At 32.9% G+C, this 16,514-nt stretch carries 12 protein-coding genes; 3 read left to right on the forward strand and 9 right to left on the reverse strand.

Features of this window, described 5'->3' with window-relative positions; all coding sequences use genetic code 11:
- Positions 1–51: 51 nt before the first annotated feature.
- From kdpF to ASE21_RS17270, 4 genes are all read right to left on the reverse strand, one after another.
- Positions 52–129, reverse strand: coding sequence for a K(+)-transporting ATPase subunit F (gene kdpF / locus ASE21_RS21635; RefSeq protein ID WP_073099479.1), 78 nt, complete (start codon positions 127–129; stop codon positions 52–54).
- Positions 130–307: 178 nt separating this feature from the next.
- Positions 308–589, reverse strand: a complete 282-nt coding sequence (locus ASE21_RS17260; protein WP_057123966.1) for a hypothetical protein — start codon at positions 587–589, stop codon at positions 308–310.
- A gap of 200 nt (positions 590–789) precedes the next feature.
- Positions 790–2,133, reverse strand: a complete 1,344-nt coding sequence (locus tag ASE21_RS17265) for a sigma-54-dependent transcriptional regulator (protein WP_057123967.1) — start codon at positions 2,131–2,133, stop codon at positions 790–792.
- Positions 2,134–2,182: 49 nt separating this feature from the next.
- Positions 2,183–4,624: a sensor histidine kinase gene (locus tag ASE21_RS17270; RefSeq protein WP_057123968.1), complete on the reverse strand. Its 2,442-nt coding sequence runs from the start codon at positions 4,622–4,624 to the stop codon at positions 2,183–2,185.
- A 206-nt stretch (positions 4,625–4,830) separates the two neighbouring features.
- Between ASE21_RS17270 and ASE21_RS17275 the strand changes: the two genes are divergently transcribed.
- Positions 4,831–6,804: a sigma 54-interacting response regulator gene (locus ASE21_RS17275; RefSeq protein WP_057123969.1), complete on the forward strand. Its 1,974-nt coding sequence runs from the start codon at positions 4,831–4,833 to the stop codon at positions 6,802–6,804.
- 84 nt (positions 6,805–6,888) lie between these two features.
- On the opposite strand, the gene ASE21_RS17280 is transcribed toward ASE21_RS17275, so the two are convergent.
- Positions 6,889–7,674, reverse strand: a complete 786-nt coding sequence (locus ASE21_RS17280; protein ID WP_057123970.1) for an alpha/beta hydrolase — start codon at positions 7,672–7,674, stop codon at positions 6,889–6,891.
- A 271-nt stretch (positions 7,675–7,945) separates the two neighbouring features.
- Between ASE21_RS17280 and ASE21_RS17285 the strand changes: the two genes are divergently transcribed.
- A complete protein-coding gene (locus tag ASE21_RS17285) occupies positions 7,946–9,181 on the forward strand; it encodes a polysaccharide deacetylase family protein (protein WP_057123971.1) in 1,236 nt (411 codons plus the stop codon).
- 110 nt (positions 9,182–9,291) lie between these two features.
- Here the strand turns inward: ASE21_RS17285 and ASE21_RS17290 are convergent, their stop codons facing one another.
- From ASE21_RS17290 to ASE21_RS17305, 4 genes are all read right to left on the reverse strand, one after another.
- Positions 9,292–12,831 (reverse strand): ABC transporter permease/M1 family aminopeptidase, encoded by a 3,540-nt coding sequence (locus ASE21_RS17290; RefSeq protein WP_057123972.1) that lies wholly within the window; start codon positions 12,829–12,831, stop codon positions 9,292–9,294.
- 4 nt (positions 12,832–12,835) lie between these two features.
- Entirely contained in the window at positions 12,836–13,720 is an 885-nt protein-coding gene (locus ASE21_RS17295) for an ABC transporter ATP-binding protein (RefSeq protein WP_057123988.1), read from the reverse strand.
- Positions 13,721–13,832: 112 nt separating this feature from the next.
- Positions 13,833–14,039 (reverse strand): helix-turn-helix domain-containing protein, encoded by a 207-nt coding sequence (locus tag ASE21_RS17300; protein ID WP_012024053.1) that lies wholly within the window; start codon positions 14,037–14,039, stop codon positions 13,833–13,835.
- A 1-nt stretch (position 14,040) separates the two neighbouring features.
- Positions 14,041–14,556, reverse strand: coding sequence for a hypothetical protein (locus ASE21_RS17305; RefSeq protein ID WP_057123973.1), 516 nt, complete (start codon positions 14,554–14,556; stop codon positions 14,041–14,043).
- Positions 14,557–14,729: 173 nt separating this feature from the next.
- Here ASE21_RS17305 and ASE21_RS17310 point away from each other — a divergent pair, with 173 nt between their 5' ends.
- Positions 14,730–15,731, forward strand: coding sequence for an LLM class flavin-dependent oxidoreductase (locus ASE21_RS17310; protein ID WP_057123974.1), 1,002 nt, complete (start codon positions 14,730–14,732; stop codon positions 15,729–15,731).
- The last annotated feature ends 783 nt before the right edge of the window (positions 15,732–16,514 follow it).

Raw genomic sequence — 16,514 nt, forward strand, 5'->3', positions numbered from 1 at the left:
AATATGAATGGCAGATAACATCCAACTTCTCATTTATAACCTTTCACTAGATTAAAATTTTTCGGGTTTGATTAATACATATATCAAATACACGAAAACGGCGATTGAAATAATAAAGAGTGCAGTCATGATTTAGATTTTTTCAAAAAATTCAACTGACAAAAAGCAAATTGCAAACAGCACAACGGCCAATGCGAGTAAAAGAAAAGTGATCATAAAGATTTATTTTAGATTTTAGAATTCAGATTTTATATTTTGTTGACGGTTAACCGATTAAACAATTAAACAATTAACCGATTAAACCAAATTAAACGCCCGATGCATTTACCTGTCTGATATATTCCGTTTTAAGAGTTTGTGGAAAAAGATGTGAAATATTGCAGTGGCGCATTTCCATAAAAGAAGAAACCGAAAAAATATACACATTAGAAATGGCATTTTTAGTTTCGATGCTTCCGGTTATAAACAAACGTTCGGCAAGAGCCAGGCATTTTTTTGCACGAACGATGTTTCCTGAAATAATAGATCTTTTGGTTATCTCGGCAAAGCGTTCAGCTTGTTTGTAGATTGAGGTGACTTGGTTTTTCATTTGGAATGAATTTTTAATGTTCTTCCTCCTTATGCCAAAATATATTCCGAAAATGTCTAATAGTGTGTAAAGTGCTGCAGAATAAGCGATTATTGTTTTGTGCCAAAAATCAGGCACAAAAAAAGCCTATCAAAATGATAAGCTTTTATTAAAATGATAAGCATTATGTCCGAAATTTGCTTTTTAGAATATTAGAATTGCTATTGAATGCCGTATTCTTCAATCTTACGATACAAAGTCGCGATTCCAATTTCTAATAATCTGGCCGTTTCTGCTTTATTTCCTTTTGTATAATTTAAAACTTTTTGAATATGAAGTTTTTCAATACTCTGCATTGAAAAAGCCGACATCGATTTGCTGCCTTTTTCGGTTTGCTGCTGCATTTCGTAAGGAAGGACATCTGAGGTTAAAGTATCGCCATTGCTTAAAATAACTGATCTTTCGATAATATTTTTAAGTTCACGGATATTTCCCGGCCAGGAATAATTTTCTAATTTCTGCAGGAAATCATCACTAATGTGCAATGTTTTTTTATTTGTTTTTTCAGAAAACTGTTTGACGAAATGGTTTGTCAATACAGGAATGTCTTTAATTCTTTCTCTTAATGAAGGTAATTTTATTTCGAAAATATTCAAACGGAAATACAAATCAGAACGAAAACGGTGTTCATCACTTTCTGTTTTTAAATCCCGGTTTGTAGCGGCAATTAATCTGAAATTTGATTTTTTTGGAGTTGTGCCTCCAACCGGAATATATTCGCTGGTTTCTAAAACCCGCAGTAATTTCGCCTGAAGATCAATAGGCATTTCGCCAATTTCATCGAGAAATAAAGTTCCGTCATTGGCTTCTTCAATAAAACCTTTTTTATCTTTTAAAGCTCCGGTAAAGGCCCCTTGTTTATGACCAAAAAGTTCGCTTTCTAAAATTGCTGCACTAAAAGTACTGCAGTTTAATGCCACAAAAGATTTTCCGGCACGATTGCTGTTTTCGTGAATTGCCTGCGCAAAAACTTCTTTTCCGGTTCCGGTTTCGCCGGTGAGTAAAATAGTCGAATCGGTTTTGGCTACTTTTTGGGCAAGATCAATAACCTGTTCAATTCCTTTCGATTTTCCAACAATGGTTTTAAAGGAATATTTATCATTAATGCGCTTTTCAAGCTGTTGTACTTTTTTCTGTAAATGCACTTTTTCAACGGCTTTGTAAAGAAGCGGAATAATCTTATCGTTATCATCACCTTTTACAATATAATCGAAAGCACCGTTTTTCATTGCCTGAACACCGTCTGGAATATTTCCAAAAGCTGTCAGCAAAATAACTTCTGTGAGCGGAAAACTTCCTTTTATATTTTGAAGAAAATCGACGCCATTTCCGTCAGGTAATTTCACATCACATAAAACAACATCAATATCAGTTTGTTCCAGTTTTTTAAAACCCGATTTTAAATCTTTGGCTTCCATAACTTCAAAACCTTCTGATTTTATAATACGAGCCAACAGACTTCTGAGTTTTTCTTCGTCGTCTATAATTAAAATTTTGTGTGTCATTTGAAGATAGCTAAAACCAAATTGATATTTTGATGTACAAATTTAGGTTTTAAATTACTTTCCTTTTTTGATTCAGCGGAAATTCTTGCGAAAATTCGATTTTCAAAATCGTTCCGTTATTATTTTCTATCGTTAATTTTCCTTCAAGGTCATCAGTCAGCCCTTTTATTAAACTCATACCGAAAGAGTTTGCTTTTTTATCGCTGAGGTCAGTATTAAAACCAATTCCGTTATCAGAAATGCTCAGCACATACTGATTTTCAGATATTGTTTCCAGCGTTACATAAATCATTCCGGTTCGATCTTCCGGAAAAGCATATTTGATAGAATTGGTAATGGCTTCATTTAAAATAAGTCCAAGCGGAACAGCCTGTGCCACGTCTAATTCCAGCGGATCAACTTTTATTTCAAAACGGATTCTCTGTCCCAGCGAAAAAGATTCTTTTAAATATTCGACCAGTTCTTTGATATAATTGGGCATATTAATGGTCGAAATATTTTCAGAATTATATAATTTTTGATGAATAAGAGACATCGAATGAATCCGGTGCTGACTGTTTTTTATGGCAGACAAAGCCATATCATTTTCTAAATAAGCCGATTGTGAATTTAAAAGACTAATAACCGTTTGAAGATTGTTTTTTACACGATGGTGAATTTCTTTCAACAGCCATTCTTTCTCGTCTAATAAATGTCTTAAATTCGAATTGGCTTTGCTGATTTCTTTTTCTTTTTGTTCCAGTTTGGCATGATTTCGTTGTTTCAAACGATAACGATTAAATAATAAGGCTATAATTACCAGCAGCAAAATTAAACTCCAGATCGACACACTGTTTAAGAGTTTAGATTTTTGCAGTTCACTTTCCTGCAGTTTAGACTGTTTGTTTAAAAGTGTAATTTTTTCTTCCTTATTCTCCGTTTCATACTGAATTTTTAATTCCTCAATTTGCTTGTTTTTAGAAATATCATAAATAGAATCGCTCAGTTTTTTAAATATTTTATAATGAGCAAGTGCCGACCTGTAATCACCTTTTAAGGAATCAATTCGGTATAAAGATGTCATTAAAGTTTGTGAGTTATATTTTTTATCATATTTACTGGAAAGCGCTAAAACTTTGTTGGAATAATACGTTGCTTTTTCAAGATTTTTTCTTCCTGCATAAAATGCGGCAATAGTCGAGTAGCAATTGGCAACGTCTCTAAAAGTTTCAGGAGAATTTAATTTAGAAGCGTAAGTATCCATTTCAAGAAAATACTTTTCGGCATTTCGATAATCTTTTAATTCCCAATAACAATTTCCAAAAGCAAAGGCAATTAGCATTTGGTCGAAAATGTTTTCCGGCGGATATACTTTAATAATAGAGCTGATATAATTAATAGCTTCCTGATTTTTTCCTCTAATAGATAAAGAAGCCGCAGATGTTATAAAACTTTTGTACCAGCATCCGCTGTTTGCAATATTTTTTTTGCCGTGATCAATACTTTTCTGCGCTAATTTCATAGCATCATCATAATGGCCAACACCTAAATAAACCATTCCCAAACGCATATAAAAAATATCTGCAAAAGTATAATCGCCGGTATCTTCCATTCTTTTTACACTTTTTTGCGCATAATAAAGCGAACTTTTTAAGTTAAACTGATTCGATTCAATATACGAAATAGTGGTTTCGACATATTGTTCTTGTTGAAAACCAATTTTTCTTAGAAAAACTAAAGTCTGATACAATCTTTTTTTTGCTTCAGATCCTTTTCCTCCCCAAAAATATATCGTGGTGATTTTCATGTAATTTTCGATTCTTTTTTCTTCCATTTTTAAAGAAGCATAAATCGAGATGGCTTCCTGCAGTATTTTTTCTTTCTGAGGATCTAGATTGAATAAAAGCGTTCCGTAAGCATCCAAAGCCTGTGCAAGACCGAGTTGGTCATTTTGTTTACGGCATTCATCAATAACCTTTAAAAAACATTTATTTCCTTCGGGCTGATTATTTGCCTGATAATAGAATTTCCCAAGTAATAATAAACTCTGATTTTGCCACTTTTTTATTTTTAACTGATTTGATGCTGTAACAGATTCATCTATGTAAGTTTTAGCATTTTGAAGATCATCTGGCTTTGAACCCGGTTTAAAAAGGTAAAAATTAGAAAGCTGAAACAACAGTTTTATACGGTCTTCATTTTTTGCTTTTGCCAAAAGTTTTTTAGCCGATTCGATATTACCGCTATTTATTTCATTATTTCCTATTAAAGTTTTTCCGTCATTAAATCCTTCGTCATAAGCTAAAGACAGAGGCAGTTTGTAGGCTTTGCATGCAAGAGCAACCGAACTGTCGGCATCTATTGCGCCCTGATTAGCATTGTATAAATACATCGAACAGGTCTGAATGAGTAATCTTTTTTTGCTTAAATTATAATGAGAAACCGAAGGAATTTGTGCTGCCGCAGAAAAAACACTGAATAAGATCAGGGAAATGCTGAAATTTAGTTTCATAATTGGTTAAAAATTAGATTTTTTATTGGTTTTAACAAACAAATATAGAAATAAAGGAGCGTGGTTTTTTTGAAAAATATCAGGAAAATTCACATTAAATATGATTTTTTTGATATAAATCTTTCAAAACACTGCAATTACTGGGGTTATTTAACTAATTTTATGCCAGTTAATTACAGCGTTATAATATAAATAATACTACATTTATGGAAACCTTGACTGATAGAAGCGCTCAATCTGACGAAAATCAATTTCAAAAACAAATTTTAATTGTTGAGGATCAGTTTATCGAAGCACATGATTTACAGTTAATCCTTGAAAAAGCAAACTATCAGGTTATCGGAATTGCACGCTCTGTAGATCAGGCTCTGGATATAATTCAGACACAAAAACCAGATTTGGTATTTCTGGATATCATGCTCAAAGGTGACAAAAATGGAATCGATCTGGCTCATATTTTAAAAGAAAAAAATATCGGATTTATTTTTATTTCAGCCAATTCAAGCAAAAGAATTTTAGATCACGCCAAAACCACACAGCCATACGGATTTATTGTAAAACCTTTTAGAGAACAAGATATTTTAACAACGCTGGAAATTGCTTTTTACAGACAAAAATATAGTCTGGAATCGCAGTTGATGCAGCAGTTAGAACTAAAAAATGAAATTACGGGATTAATCAATTCCAATCTTAAACTCGAAGAAGCTTTACTGACTTTTGCTAAAAGCATTCAAACCTTTATTTGTTTTGATTATTTAGAAGCTGGGTTTGTAAGTGCCGACGAATATTCAAATCTCGGAATCGTCAGAAAAAATATTGATCAGTATCAGATTATCAATGTTCAAAAACTGTCGCAAATTGCAGATATCCCGATAAGCGAGTTAAATGAAACCTATATAAAATCTCAGATTGATATAAATCCGGTTATTTATTGCGAAGAATCGCTGATTAATAATTTTCAGACGGCACCTATAAAAGGAATTATTTCGCATAACTTCGGAATTAAATCGTATTTGGTTTTTCCGCTTTCAATCGCAGCTTCAGAGCAATTTTGCTTTACTTTTTACAGCCGTAATTTTAATGCTTATTCTAATGAAAACCTGAAATTATTATCAAATCTCGAGAACACATTTTCGCAATTTATATCCCGTTTTTATTCGCCTTCTCCACTACTTATAGAGCCAAAGGAAATTTTGGTAAAAAAAGAAAAAACAGAAAGTATAAAATCTGGGTTTGAAGGTATAATTGGCAACAGTTCTCAAATGGTTACGGTTTTTAATTATATCAAAAAAGTAGCGCCGTCTGATACTTCTGTATTAATTTTAGGCGAAAGCGGAACCGGAAAAGAAAAAATCGCACAAAGTATTCATGCATTATCTCCAAGAAAAGAAAAGCCGTTAATTATTATAAATTGCGGAGCCATTCCTGAAAACCTTGCAGAATCCTTACTTTTTGGACACGAAAAAGGTGCTTTTACAGGAGCTTTAGAAAAACGAATCGGGAAATTTGAACTGGCAAACGGCGGTACAATTTTTCTGGATGAAATAGGAGAAATGCCGTTAGAACTTCAGGTAAAATTACTGCGGGTTTTGCAGGAACGGGAAATTGAAAGGGTGGGCGGACTTATGCCTATTAAAATTGACGTAAGAATTATTGCCGCTACAAATAAAAACCTTGAAGAAGAGGTTGCAGCCGGACGTTTTAGGATGGATTTATATTACAGGCTGCACGTTTTTCCAATTATTGTTCCGTCTTTAAAAAAGCGAAAAGAAGATATTCCGGAGCTGGCAGATCATTTCATAAAAGTATACAGCGAACGAATGAACAGAAAAATCCCTGTACTTTCTGATAATGCATTGCAGCAGATTACCAATTACGACTGGCCGGGAAATATTAGAGAACTCGAGCATCTTATACAACGCACATTGCTGCTTACAGAAGGAAATACAATTAAGGCAATTGAGTTTTCGCCTTCATCAAAAATCCATGCGCAGCAAAATACCGATTCATTTTCGATTAAAACTATTTTAGAAAATGAGCGTGATTACATTTTGTATATCCTTAAAAAATGTAACGGAAAAATCTCGGGCGCAGGCGGAGCAGCAGAAATTCTCGACATTCATCCTTCGACATTAAATTCAAAAATCAAGAAATTAGAAATTAAGAGAGAAATAAGTTAAATTTTTAGTCTTGGAGACTTTGCGAAATTAAATCACAAAGAATATAAAAACATAATATCTTTTTGTTCTGTTCAAAAGAGAAATTTAAATAACTTTTTCAATCCATTTTGCGATGAACTCTGCAGTTTCTTCCCATTGAGGCTGAAGTATTAAAAAATGATTTTTGTCTTTAAATTCTTTGTAACAAGTTACTGAATGAACGTTTTTGTGTTTTTTAAAATTCCGGTAAACTAGTTTTGTACTAATAATTTTGTCATCTGAAGAAGAAATAAAAAAGAGCGGAACATGTTTTTTCCTGAACTTAATTACAGCATTTTTTGAGAATAAATTCCGAAGGGCTTTTTTAGATTCAGGAATAATAAATTTTTGATAAGAAGTTTTTTGTTCTTCATTCGATGCAGTATTAAAGAAAATGATTCGCCAATTTTCAAACGGTAAGAAAAATGTTTTTTCAGAAGATAAAAAATCGCAGGAAAAACATAAAATAATTTTATAAAAGCAAAATTTTAAAGTTGAAAAACCTCTCGGCGGAAAAGGATTAATGCAAATTCCAGCCTCAGCTAAATCTTTTTGCACCAGCAATTGTACTAAAAGCCCGCCATACGAATGTCCCACCAAAATAGGTTTTTGAGGAAGTTTTTCAATAATTTCAGTATAATAGCAGACAAGATCAAATAAAGTAATCGATCCAATTTTTACACACGGATTTTGATCCCGTAAATTTTCGACCGAATCATTTTTGTGAATCCACGGCGGAGCTACAACTTTGTATCCTTTATTTTCAAAAAATACAAGCCATTTTTCCCAATAAAAATGACTTACAAAAGCTCCCGAAATAAACACAATCGTTTTTGTATGAGTACGATACATAGCAGGATTTTTTAGTTGTACTTTAAAATACAATTTACATGCCTGTTTGCGAAGCATTGATTATGAGGGTTTTATTGTAGTTTTTGCTTAGATATAACTCATTATATTTCGTTAAATACTTTCAATGTGTTGAAATATCAACTTTTAGTGCGTTTAAAATTAGACACTGATTTTATGAAGTGAATCCGTTTTATCTGTGTTCAATTAATCAGCAAATTAAAATTATGTTTAAAGAAAATGTATCTTTAGTACTTCTAATTCTAAGCTTAAAATGAAAATACCACATTCCCGAATAAAACTAATTTTATTCGCTTTTATTCTCCTGATTAATTCAGCTTGTTTTTGTTTTGAAAATAATTTTAATGCCAAAACAGATTCCTCAAAAACAAAACTTATTTCTTTCAAAATCAAATTAAAGTCTGATAATAATGTCAAAATTAACCCCGCTGCCTTAAAATTTAATAAACACTTTGCTTATAGTTTTACGCTTGATGATGGATATCGATCGGCTTATTTAACGGCATTTCCATTATTGAATGGCGGAAAAATCAGCAATCCCGACAAAAATGAATGGAAAATAGATCAGGGTGGAGACGGAACAATTTCAAAAGGTCTTTTTTATTCGGACGGATTTGGAAATAAAATTCCGTTTAAATTGGCTTTGGCAGTAAATGGCGGCTCCATTCGGGATTTACCAGCAAACCGCGGCCATCTTTCTTGGTCTGAAATTAAAGAAATGTACAATGCCGGATGGGATATTTTAAACCACGGTTTTCACCATGCAACGAAACATGGTACAAATTATTTAAAAGAAGTAACTGAAAATACAACGTCAATAAAACAAAATCTTGATTTTACAATGTCGCATTTTGTAGTTCCCGGCGGAGAAGGAGATGCTGGTTATCATTTAGAATATGAGAAAGAGGCGCTGGCAAATGGTTCTTTTTCTGTGGCGTCTTATGCAGGAATTGGACCTGTTTTTAAAGTTGATTCAAAAGTAAATTTAGATAAAATGATCACCGCCAGAACTTTTGTACAGAGTTCAAAAGATACGATTAGTTTTAAAACAATGGATCGTTATTTAAAAACGCTGGATTCTATTGTAAAACAGCCAGATCCAATTTGGTTTAACGAATTTACACACGGAACTGGAAATACAAATTTGTGGAATTTAAGCATGCATTTCCCTGATTTTAAATATTATATGACAGCTCTCGCAGATAAATATGGTGTAAATGGAAACGATTCTATATGGATGGCACCGTGGCAGGAAGTTTACGAATATATTTGGTTAAGAGACAGAATTAAAGTCTATTATGTGCAAAAAAATAAAGAAATAGAAGTTATGGTTGAATTGCCGGAAATTCCACAAACTTTTAGATATCGTGAGATATCCTTAGCAATTGATTCTTCTTCTAAATTTGAAATTGAATTGAATAATTCCGATTTTAAAATTAAAGAAGATGGTAAAACAACTCATAAACAAATTCTTATTCAGTTGAAATGATTTTTTTGCCACAGATTAAAAGGATTGTAATGATTTTTTCTTTGCGATAAAATTTTAAGACAGAGATTTATCATCATACTTTAATCCTTTTAATCTGTGGCAAAAAACTTTTAATTAATTTCCTTTTCGTTATCTTTTATAAAAGTATCAATATTCATTAAATAAGGATCGACAACAATACGTTGAGGTTTTGTTCTGAGTTTTATTTTTCCTTCGGTCTTATTATTTTTAATTGCAAAAGGCAAACGAAATAATTTTCCGTTTTCATCATAAATTCCAACATCAATTGTGGTATCATTTGCAATTTGTTTTCGCTCTCCCGTTGCATTTTCCTGATATTTTTTAGAATCCACTTTAAAATAAACTTCATAAAAACCATTCTTCTGAATACTTTCAACGGATTCTATTTTTGAGGAATACGTAATAATTTCTTTAAACATTTCATTCAATTTAGAATGCATTTTTTTATCCGTAACGGCATAAATTTCTTTTAATAAATCTTCAGAATCAGGAAACAAATTTGGATATTTATAATGATTCAGAAAGTTTTTCAAAGCCAGGTTTACTTTTTGTTCCCCAATCAGCATTTTAAGCTGATGCATCACCAGCATACCTTTATCATAAGGCAAATGTGGGGTTTCATAATTCGTTTTGTACAAAGGCGTTTCAGGATCATAACTGCGGCTGCTTAAATACAAATCAAGATGAATTTTTAAAGTTTCCAGGACTTTTTCCAAACCATGTTCTTTTTCATATAACATTAATTCCGTATATTGTGCTAATGTTTCGGTCAAAATCCAGCTTCCTTCTTTTTGTTCCGGACTTATTTGTGCATTTCCCCACCATTCGTGCGAAAGTTCGTGCGCTGTTAATTGATTAATTACATCTTCTTTCTTTTTATTTGTCAAATCGCTGTAAAATCCAAAATTCTCTTTCATAAATACGGTTGACGGATAGGAAGTCGCAGCAAATCCATCGGCGAAAGCAGAAACTTCGGCGTAACGAATCGTTTTATAAGGATATTTTCCAAAATTCTCCTGACAATAATCTAAAGTGTTTTTTATGTTCCGAATTAATTTTTTAATGTTTCTCGAATGCCTTCTATCGTAAAAAACTTCTATCGAAATACCTTTGTAATTTGTCTTTTTAATTTGATATTCAGCAGAAGAAAAAGCAAATCGAAACGGAATTTTCCCATTCGATTTATAATGAAAATAATTGCGGCCATCTTTTTTCCATTTTCCAATCAAGTCGCCAACGCCAATTGCAGTTTGATTTCCTGAAGTTGAAACCACAGCATCATAATCAACAAAATCATATTTAATTTCAGATTTGTCTTCCAGTTTTTTAAGAGGTGTCTGTGGCTGTAAATGTCTTTTGGCACGCTCTTTTTTACTGCTGATTTCATTGGAATCCTGATACCCAAAAAGCGGAAAATAACGGCTTATTCGCATAAAAGAACCATTTTCGATTATAGAATTAAATGCTGTATGTCCTTTAAACGGCGACCATGATGATTCAAATGAAAAATTCATTTTCATTTTTTGCTCTGGCAGCAAAGGCTTTTGTAAACGATACCAATAATGATTAAATGCCGAAACATCCTCCAGTTTTTTAGAATTAGGTATTTCAACAGAAACCAGTTTCGAATTTCTATCTATATATAGGAGTAAACTATCAATTGGTTTTTGAGAATTATTGATGAGTTCGTAAGTTCCTTTTACTTCATAACGGTTTTCGTTGGGAAACAAATCAACTTTGCCGGTCACAGAAACAATTGCAGGCTGAGGCAGATTGGTGTATTTTTTAAATTGACTTTCGTATTCCTGGCTCCGGTTGTTCTGATCTTCTTCCGTCAAATAAGGAGATTCGATATTGGTTTTGTAAAAAAGATAACTTCCAAAACCAATAAAAAGAATAGCTCCCAATACCAAAGCTGCTTTTTGAATAGCATTCCATGAATTTCTTCGAAAGGTTTTTATGACTGAAGTATTTCTTTTCCACAAAATTCCGGTTAAAGCAAGAAGCATTAAAGCTAAACCTAAATTGTAAAACATCGAAATATGGAATGGAAAAGTATATTTTCCGAAACCATTCAAATCAAAATATTCCGTTTTAAAAGCATTTCCAAATCGAAATAAAGGATGTGAAATTCCTAGCTGCTCTCCAATTCCGGTACAAAATAAAATACACACAAAAGCAGCAGTCGAAAGTCCGGCATATTTATTTTGGATAAAAGTCTGAATTGCGATGATTAAAATTGAAATCAGCAGAAGCGGAAATCCAAGATAGTAAAATAACGAAAGGTAAAGTCCAATTTCGATTGGCGCATTAGCATTGAAAATCTGAAATCCGCATCCGATTAAAATACTAATACAAATCATTATTAACGGAATTATAAAAAGTGCCGTTAATTTTGCCAGTAAAACTATAAACGGAGAATATGGCGCGGTATTTTCCAACATTTCAAATCTCGAATTTTCGCTTCGGTTCAATAATTCACTGCTGTAAAAAAGCAAAATCAAAATCAGGAGAAATGGCAGACGATCCATTATGGTCGAAATCATCAGAGCGGTATTGGTAATTTTTTCGGCTAATCTGATTCCGCCGTCAATTTCATCGGAGATTTCAATTAATAACAGCCCGGCAAATAAAAGTACAATTAGTAAAAACGGAATTCCTTTTAGAATTAAAACAACATCCATTTTAATATTGCTTTTAAAAACAGCTAAATTATGTCTGAAAGTTTTAAATTCGATGTTTTTCGGAATTTTAGCAGCAAGCACTTTTGTTTCTTTTGAAATAATTTTAAGTGTTTTTGCTTTTCCGGTTTTTGTTTTTCGAAATGAAAATAAGCGGTATGAAATAAAAAGTAAAAACATCGCAGCAGCAATCCAAACAATCCGGTTCAATAAAAAATTACCTGAAATCGAAAGCAGTTCTGTATTTTTTTGAACAGAAGTCCAATACCTTGTTTGTTCGAGAAATGCTGCCAAACCAAACGGATCTATTTTTGCGGCCAGTGACATGGCTTTCGCCGAAGATGGCGAAGCATTTGCAAACAAAGGGGAATTCGAAAAAACGGAACCCGCTATATATAAAATGTAAATTAATAAACCACCGGCATAAATTAAAAGTTTACTTCGTGTAAGCCATGCTAAAGCGGTTACTATAGCAAGACACAAGAAAATATTAGGAATCACAATCACTAAATACGGCCATATATAATTGATAATTTCAAAAGGACCGGTCTCACTTTTTGAAAGCCATGGCATTTGATGCCCGGTGATCATTCCGATAATAAACATTCCAAAAGAAACTATGGCGATCACAAATGCGGCAATAAATTTACTGCTCAAATAATGAAACTTAGAAATAGGAGAGGAGAAAATTATCGAATCGAATTTCGTTTCATATTCCTTTAAAAAATTTTGTGCTGCCTGAAGCGTAATAGAAAATATGGTCATTAAGGAAATTAGGCCAATGGCATACGTAAGCACATACGGACTATTTTTATAAGCGCCCGAAAACGAAAAGTTGGCAAAAGCACTCACAAAAAATCCTAATATCAGATAAATAAAAAATACGGCATAAAAAGTCCAGTTTCTGGTGTTGTTATGCCATTCAAATTGAATTAATTTAGAAAACATAACACTAATTTTTAAGTTGATTTTGAGCTAAAACATTGAAATAAACATCGTTTAAATCCGGATGAATCAAAACGAAAGCAGAATCTGGCTGCTCGTTTGCGAAAACATGAATGTTTATTTTTCCTGAATTTAAGCTGGATGAGATGATATTGTAATTGGATTGATAATCGTTTAATTCACTTTTTTGAATTGATTTCATCCAGATTTTATCTTTCAAAGATTCAATAGCTTCATTTGGTTTTCCTTCCAAAATTAATTTTCCGTTGGAGATAATGGCCATTTTTGGGCACAAATCACGAACATCTTCAACAATATGAGTCGACAAAATCACAATAATACTTTCGCCAATTTCACTTAGCAGATTATTAAATCGGTTTCTTTCTTCCGGATCAAGTCCGGCAGTTGGTTCATCCACAATAATAATCTTCGGATTTCCCAATAAAGCCTGAGCGATTCCAAACCGCTGGCGCATTCCCCCCGAAAAAGAATGGACCGCTTTGTCTTTGTGCTGTAATAAATTGGTTTGCTGTAATAAGTACAAAATTTGATCGTGTCGTTCTTTTTTATTGATGATTCCTTTTAAAACCGCCAAATGATCGAGCAGGCGATAAGCAGAAATTTTAGGATAAACGCCGAATTCCTGAGGCAGATAACCTAAATTTTGTCTCATAAACATTGGATTTTCGAGAATATTAATTCCGTTAAACTCAATAATTCCCGAAGTAGGTTCCTGCAAAACAGCAAGAGTACGCATTAAAGTCGATTTTCCGGCACCGTTTGGACCTAATAAACCAAACATTCCGTTAGTAATTTCAAGCGATATGTGGTCAATCGCTTTAGTGCCGTTCTCATACATTTTGCTGAGATTTTTGATTGATAAACTGTTCATTTTCTGATTGATTTTAGATGATTGAATAAAATATAATTGAAAAAATTTAGGCAATAGAATGCCTGTCGGCTTAAAAAACCGATTTTTATATTGAATAAATAAGATTAAAAAGCTATTCGGCTACATATTCTAAAATATCGCCAGGCTGGCAATCCAGTATTTTACAAATAGCTTCGAGAGTATCAAACCGGATTCCTTTTGCTTTCCCGGTTTTTAAAATCGATAAATTGGCAGGCGTAATATCTAGTTTTTCTGCCAACTCTTTACTTTGCATCTTGCGCTTGGCAAGCATTACATCAACATTTACAATTATTGGCATATTATATAAATAAGTCTTGTTCGTTTTGAAGGTTTAAACCCTGTTTAAAAATGGCCGCTAAAAAATAAGCAAAAACGCCAAGCATTCCGTGTAGTAAAATAAACAGCGAAACTTCATTATCAAGCGGAACAAAAAAGAAAGCTGTAAATATTACAATACCGGGAATTAATAGATTTGATAAATAAAAACGTCTTAAATGCAAAATTCCATTTGAAGTAAATAATTTAGGCTGAAAGAATACTTTAAAAACATTACTGCTTAATAAAAAGAAAAGTCCGTACAAACTCAAAGGTGCCAAAAAATCAAAAAGGATATACAGGATATTATAATCGCCAAGCATTAAAGGATGAGAAGTAAAAGGATAACAAACCTGAAAATATTTTCCATTGTCTTTAAAAGTCAAAAATAATCCTGTGAGCAAAGTAAAAACAGAATACGAAGCCAAAAAGAAATAAACAACAGATAAAAATCGGGTAAAGTAAAATAAAATTCTGGATACAATATGAGTCGTCTTCATATATTGAAAAGTTAAATTGATATTGCAAATGTATAATTAATTATTGTAAAACAATAATTAATTATTAAAAATTACTTTTTTAAACCTTTTCAAGAATATTATAATTCTATTAACATTAGAAAAGGAAAGGCATCCGCATAAATGAGTTAATTTTGTATACTAGCATTTTTTATATGAAAAACCCAATTTCAGTCTCATTATTAGACCTCGCTATCATTACTCAGGATAGCAATGCCAAAGAAACATTTCAAAAAACAAAAGACATAGCACAATTAGCAGATAGTTTAGGATACAAGCGATTTTGGCTCGCAGAACATCACAATATGGCTCACGTTGCCAGTACAGCGACAGTTGTTTTAATTGGTTATGTGGCAAGCCAGACAAAAAGTATCCGTGTAGGTTCTGGCGGAATCATGCTGCCCAATCATTCTCCTTTAGTAGTTGCAGAACAATTTGGAACTCTGGAAACACTTTATCCAAACCGAATCGATTTAGGTCTTGGAAGAGCACCTGGAACAGATCAGCCAACTGCCGAAGCTATTAGAAAAGACTTTTTTGAGCAGGCACAACGATTCCCGCAAAATGTAAGCAAGCTGCAGGAATATTTTTCAAGTGAAAACGCAACAGGAAAAGTTCGCGCATTTCCAGCCGAAGGTCTAAACGTGCCCATCTGGATTTTAGGATCAAGTATGGATAGTGCGGCTTTGGCAGCAGCTTATGGTTTACCGTATGCATTTGCCGGCCACTTCGCACCAAAACTCATGATCCAGGCTTTTGAATTTTATCGTGAAAACTTTCAGGCTTCAGAGTATTTGGATAAGCCAACAACAATGGCGTGCGTGAATATTATTGCTGCAGACACAAATGAAGAAGCAGAGTTATTGTCTACAAGTTTGTATCAAATGTTTTTAAACTTAATCAGAAACGACCGTAAAGGTTTACAGCCTCCCGTTCCATCATTAGATGACATTATGAATGAAGCAGAACGTTTTCATGTGAATCAAATGACAGCCGGAACTTTTACAGGAAACAAAGAACAATTAATAACCGATTTGAAAAAGTTCATCGACTACGCAAGAATCGATGAGTTGATGGTAACAAGTCCAATCTTCGATCATCAGGCAAAACTAAAAAGTATTCAAATCACCAAAGAAGCAATTGATAGTTTAAATTAAGTATATATAAGTATACTATAATATATAAGTATACTATAATATATAAGTATAATTCATCCTCAAACCCGACAGTTTTTCAAAACCTGTCGGGTTTATTTTTATATACATATATATGAATAGAATCCTGATCAAATCCAATTTTGGGTAGAGACGCACTGCAGTGCGTCTTATGGACAGTGTAATTCACCCATTATAATATAAGAGTAAAAGTTTGTGAGGCTGATTGAATTCGAAACCAATATTAAGGAGCTTTTTCCCGCTATGCGCTGCAATCTTTTATTTTGAACCCCAAAATAAAAGGATTTCCACTTCTATCGGGGCTAGTGGAGTTGTTTTTAAGAGTTTTTTCGATAACAAAGCGATAAAAGTAAGTTTTGAAAAACGGTTTATTTGTTTAGAAAAGGGCAGTATGGAATGAAAACCTGATAAAAACGGGACGCAGAAACCTTAATAAACTATCAAAAGTACAATGCAGTGCAGAAAAACCTGACAAAGTGTAAAAAAAGTTTGTGCTGTAAAAATTGTGTTATCAGGGAGTTAAGAAATAAAATCAGAAAAGATGGAAAAAATGTAAAATAAATAGTTGGAAATGTAAATAAAGGTGGTACTTTTGCACCCGCAACAGCGAAAATGTTCATCGAAATACTGGCAGGTTTGGAATTGGAAAGGGAAAGAAATTTTCTAAAAAAAAGATTCAAAAAAGCTTGCGAGATTTGAAAATGCTTTTTACATTTGCACCCCGCAAAACACGGAAAGTTCATTGATATACTGGGAGGGAAATTG

The organism is Flavobacterium sp. Root901, assembly GCF_001429765.1.
GTDB lineage: Bacteria > Bacteroidota > Bacteroidia > Flavobacteriales > Flavobacteriaceae > Flavobacterium.

Excerpts from the sequence above, each read along its gene's own strand:
- ASE21_RS17310 (WP_057123974.1), top strand. The coding sequence starts at position 14,730 with ATGAAAAACCCAATTTCAGTCTCATTATTAGACCTCGCTATCATTACT.
- ASE21_RS17265 (WP_057123967.1), bottom strand. The coding sequence starts at position 2,133 with ATGACACACAAAATTTTAATTATAGACGACGAAGAAAAACTCAGAAGT.
- ASE21_RS17300 (WP_012024053.1), bottom strand. The coding sequence starts at position 14,039 with ATGCCAATAATTGTAAATGTTGATGTAATGCTTGCCAAGCGCAAGATG.
- ASE21_RS17295 (WP_057123988.1), bottom strand. The coding sequence starts at position 13,720 with ATGAACAGTTTATCAATCAAAAATCTCAGCAAAATGTATGAGAACGGC.
- ASE21_RS17270 (WP_057123968.1), bottom strand. The coding sequence starts at position 4,624 with ATGAAACTAAATTTCAGCATTTCCCTGATCTTATTCAGTGTTTTTTCT.
- ASE21_RS17280 (WP_057123970.1), bottom strand. The coding sequence starts at position 7,674 with ATGTATCGTACTCATACAAAAACGATTGTGTTTATTTCGGGAGCTTTT.
- ASE21_RS17285 (WP_057123971.1), top strand. The coding sequence starts at position 7,946 with ATGAAAATACCACATTCCCGAATAAAACTAATTTTATTCGCTTTTATT.
- ASE21_RS17275 (WP_057123969.1), top strand. The coding sequence starts at position 4,831 with ATGGAAACCTTGACTGATAGAAGCGCTCAATCTGACGAAAATCAATTT.
- ASE21_RS17305 (WP_057123973.1), bottom strand. The coding sequence starts at position 14,556 with ATGAAGACGACTCATATTGTATCCAGAATTTTATTTTACTTTACCCGA.
- ASE21_RS17260 (WP_057123966.1), bottom strand. The coding sequence starts at position 589 with ATGAAAAACCAAGTCACCTCAATCTACAAACAAGCTGAACGCTTTGCC.
- kdpF (WP_073099479.1), bottom strand. The coding sequence starts at position 129 with ATGACTGCACTCTTTATTATTTCAATCGCCGTTTTCGTGTATTTGATA.
- ASE21_RS17290 (WP_057123972.1), bottom strand. The coding sequence starts at position 12,831 with ATGTTTTCTAAATTAATTCAATTTGAATGGCATAACAACACCAGAAAC.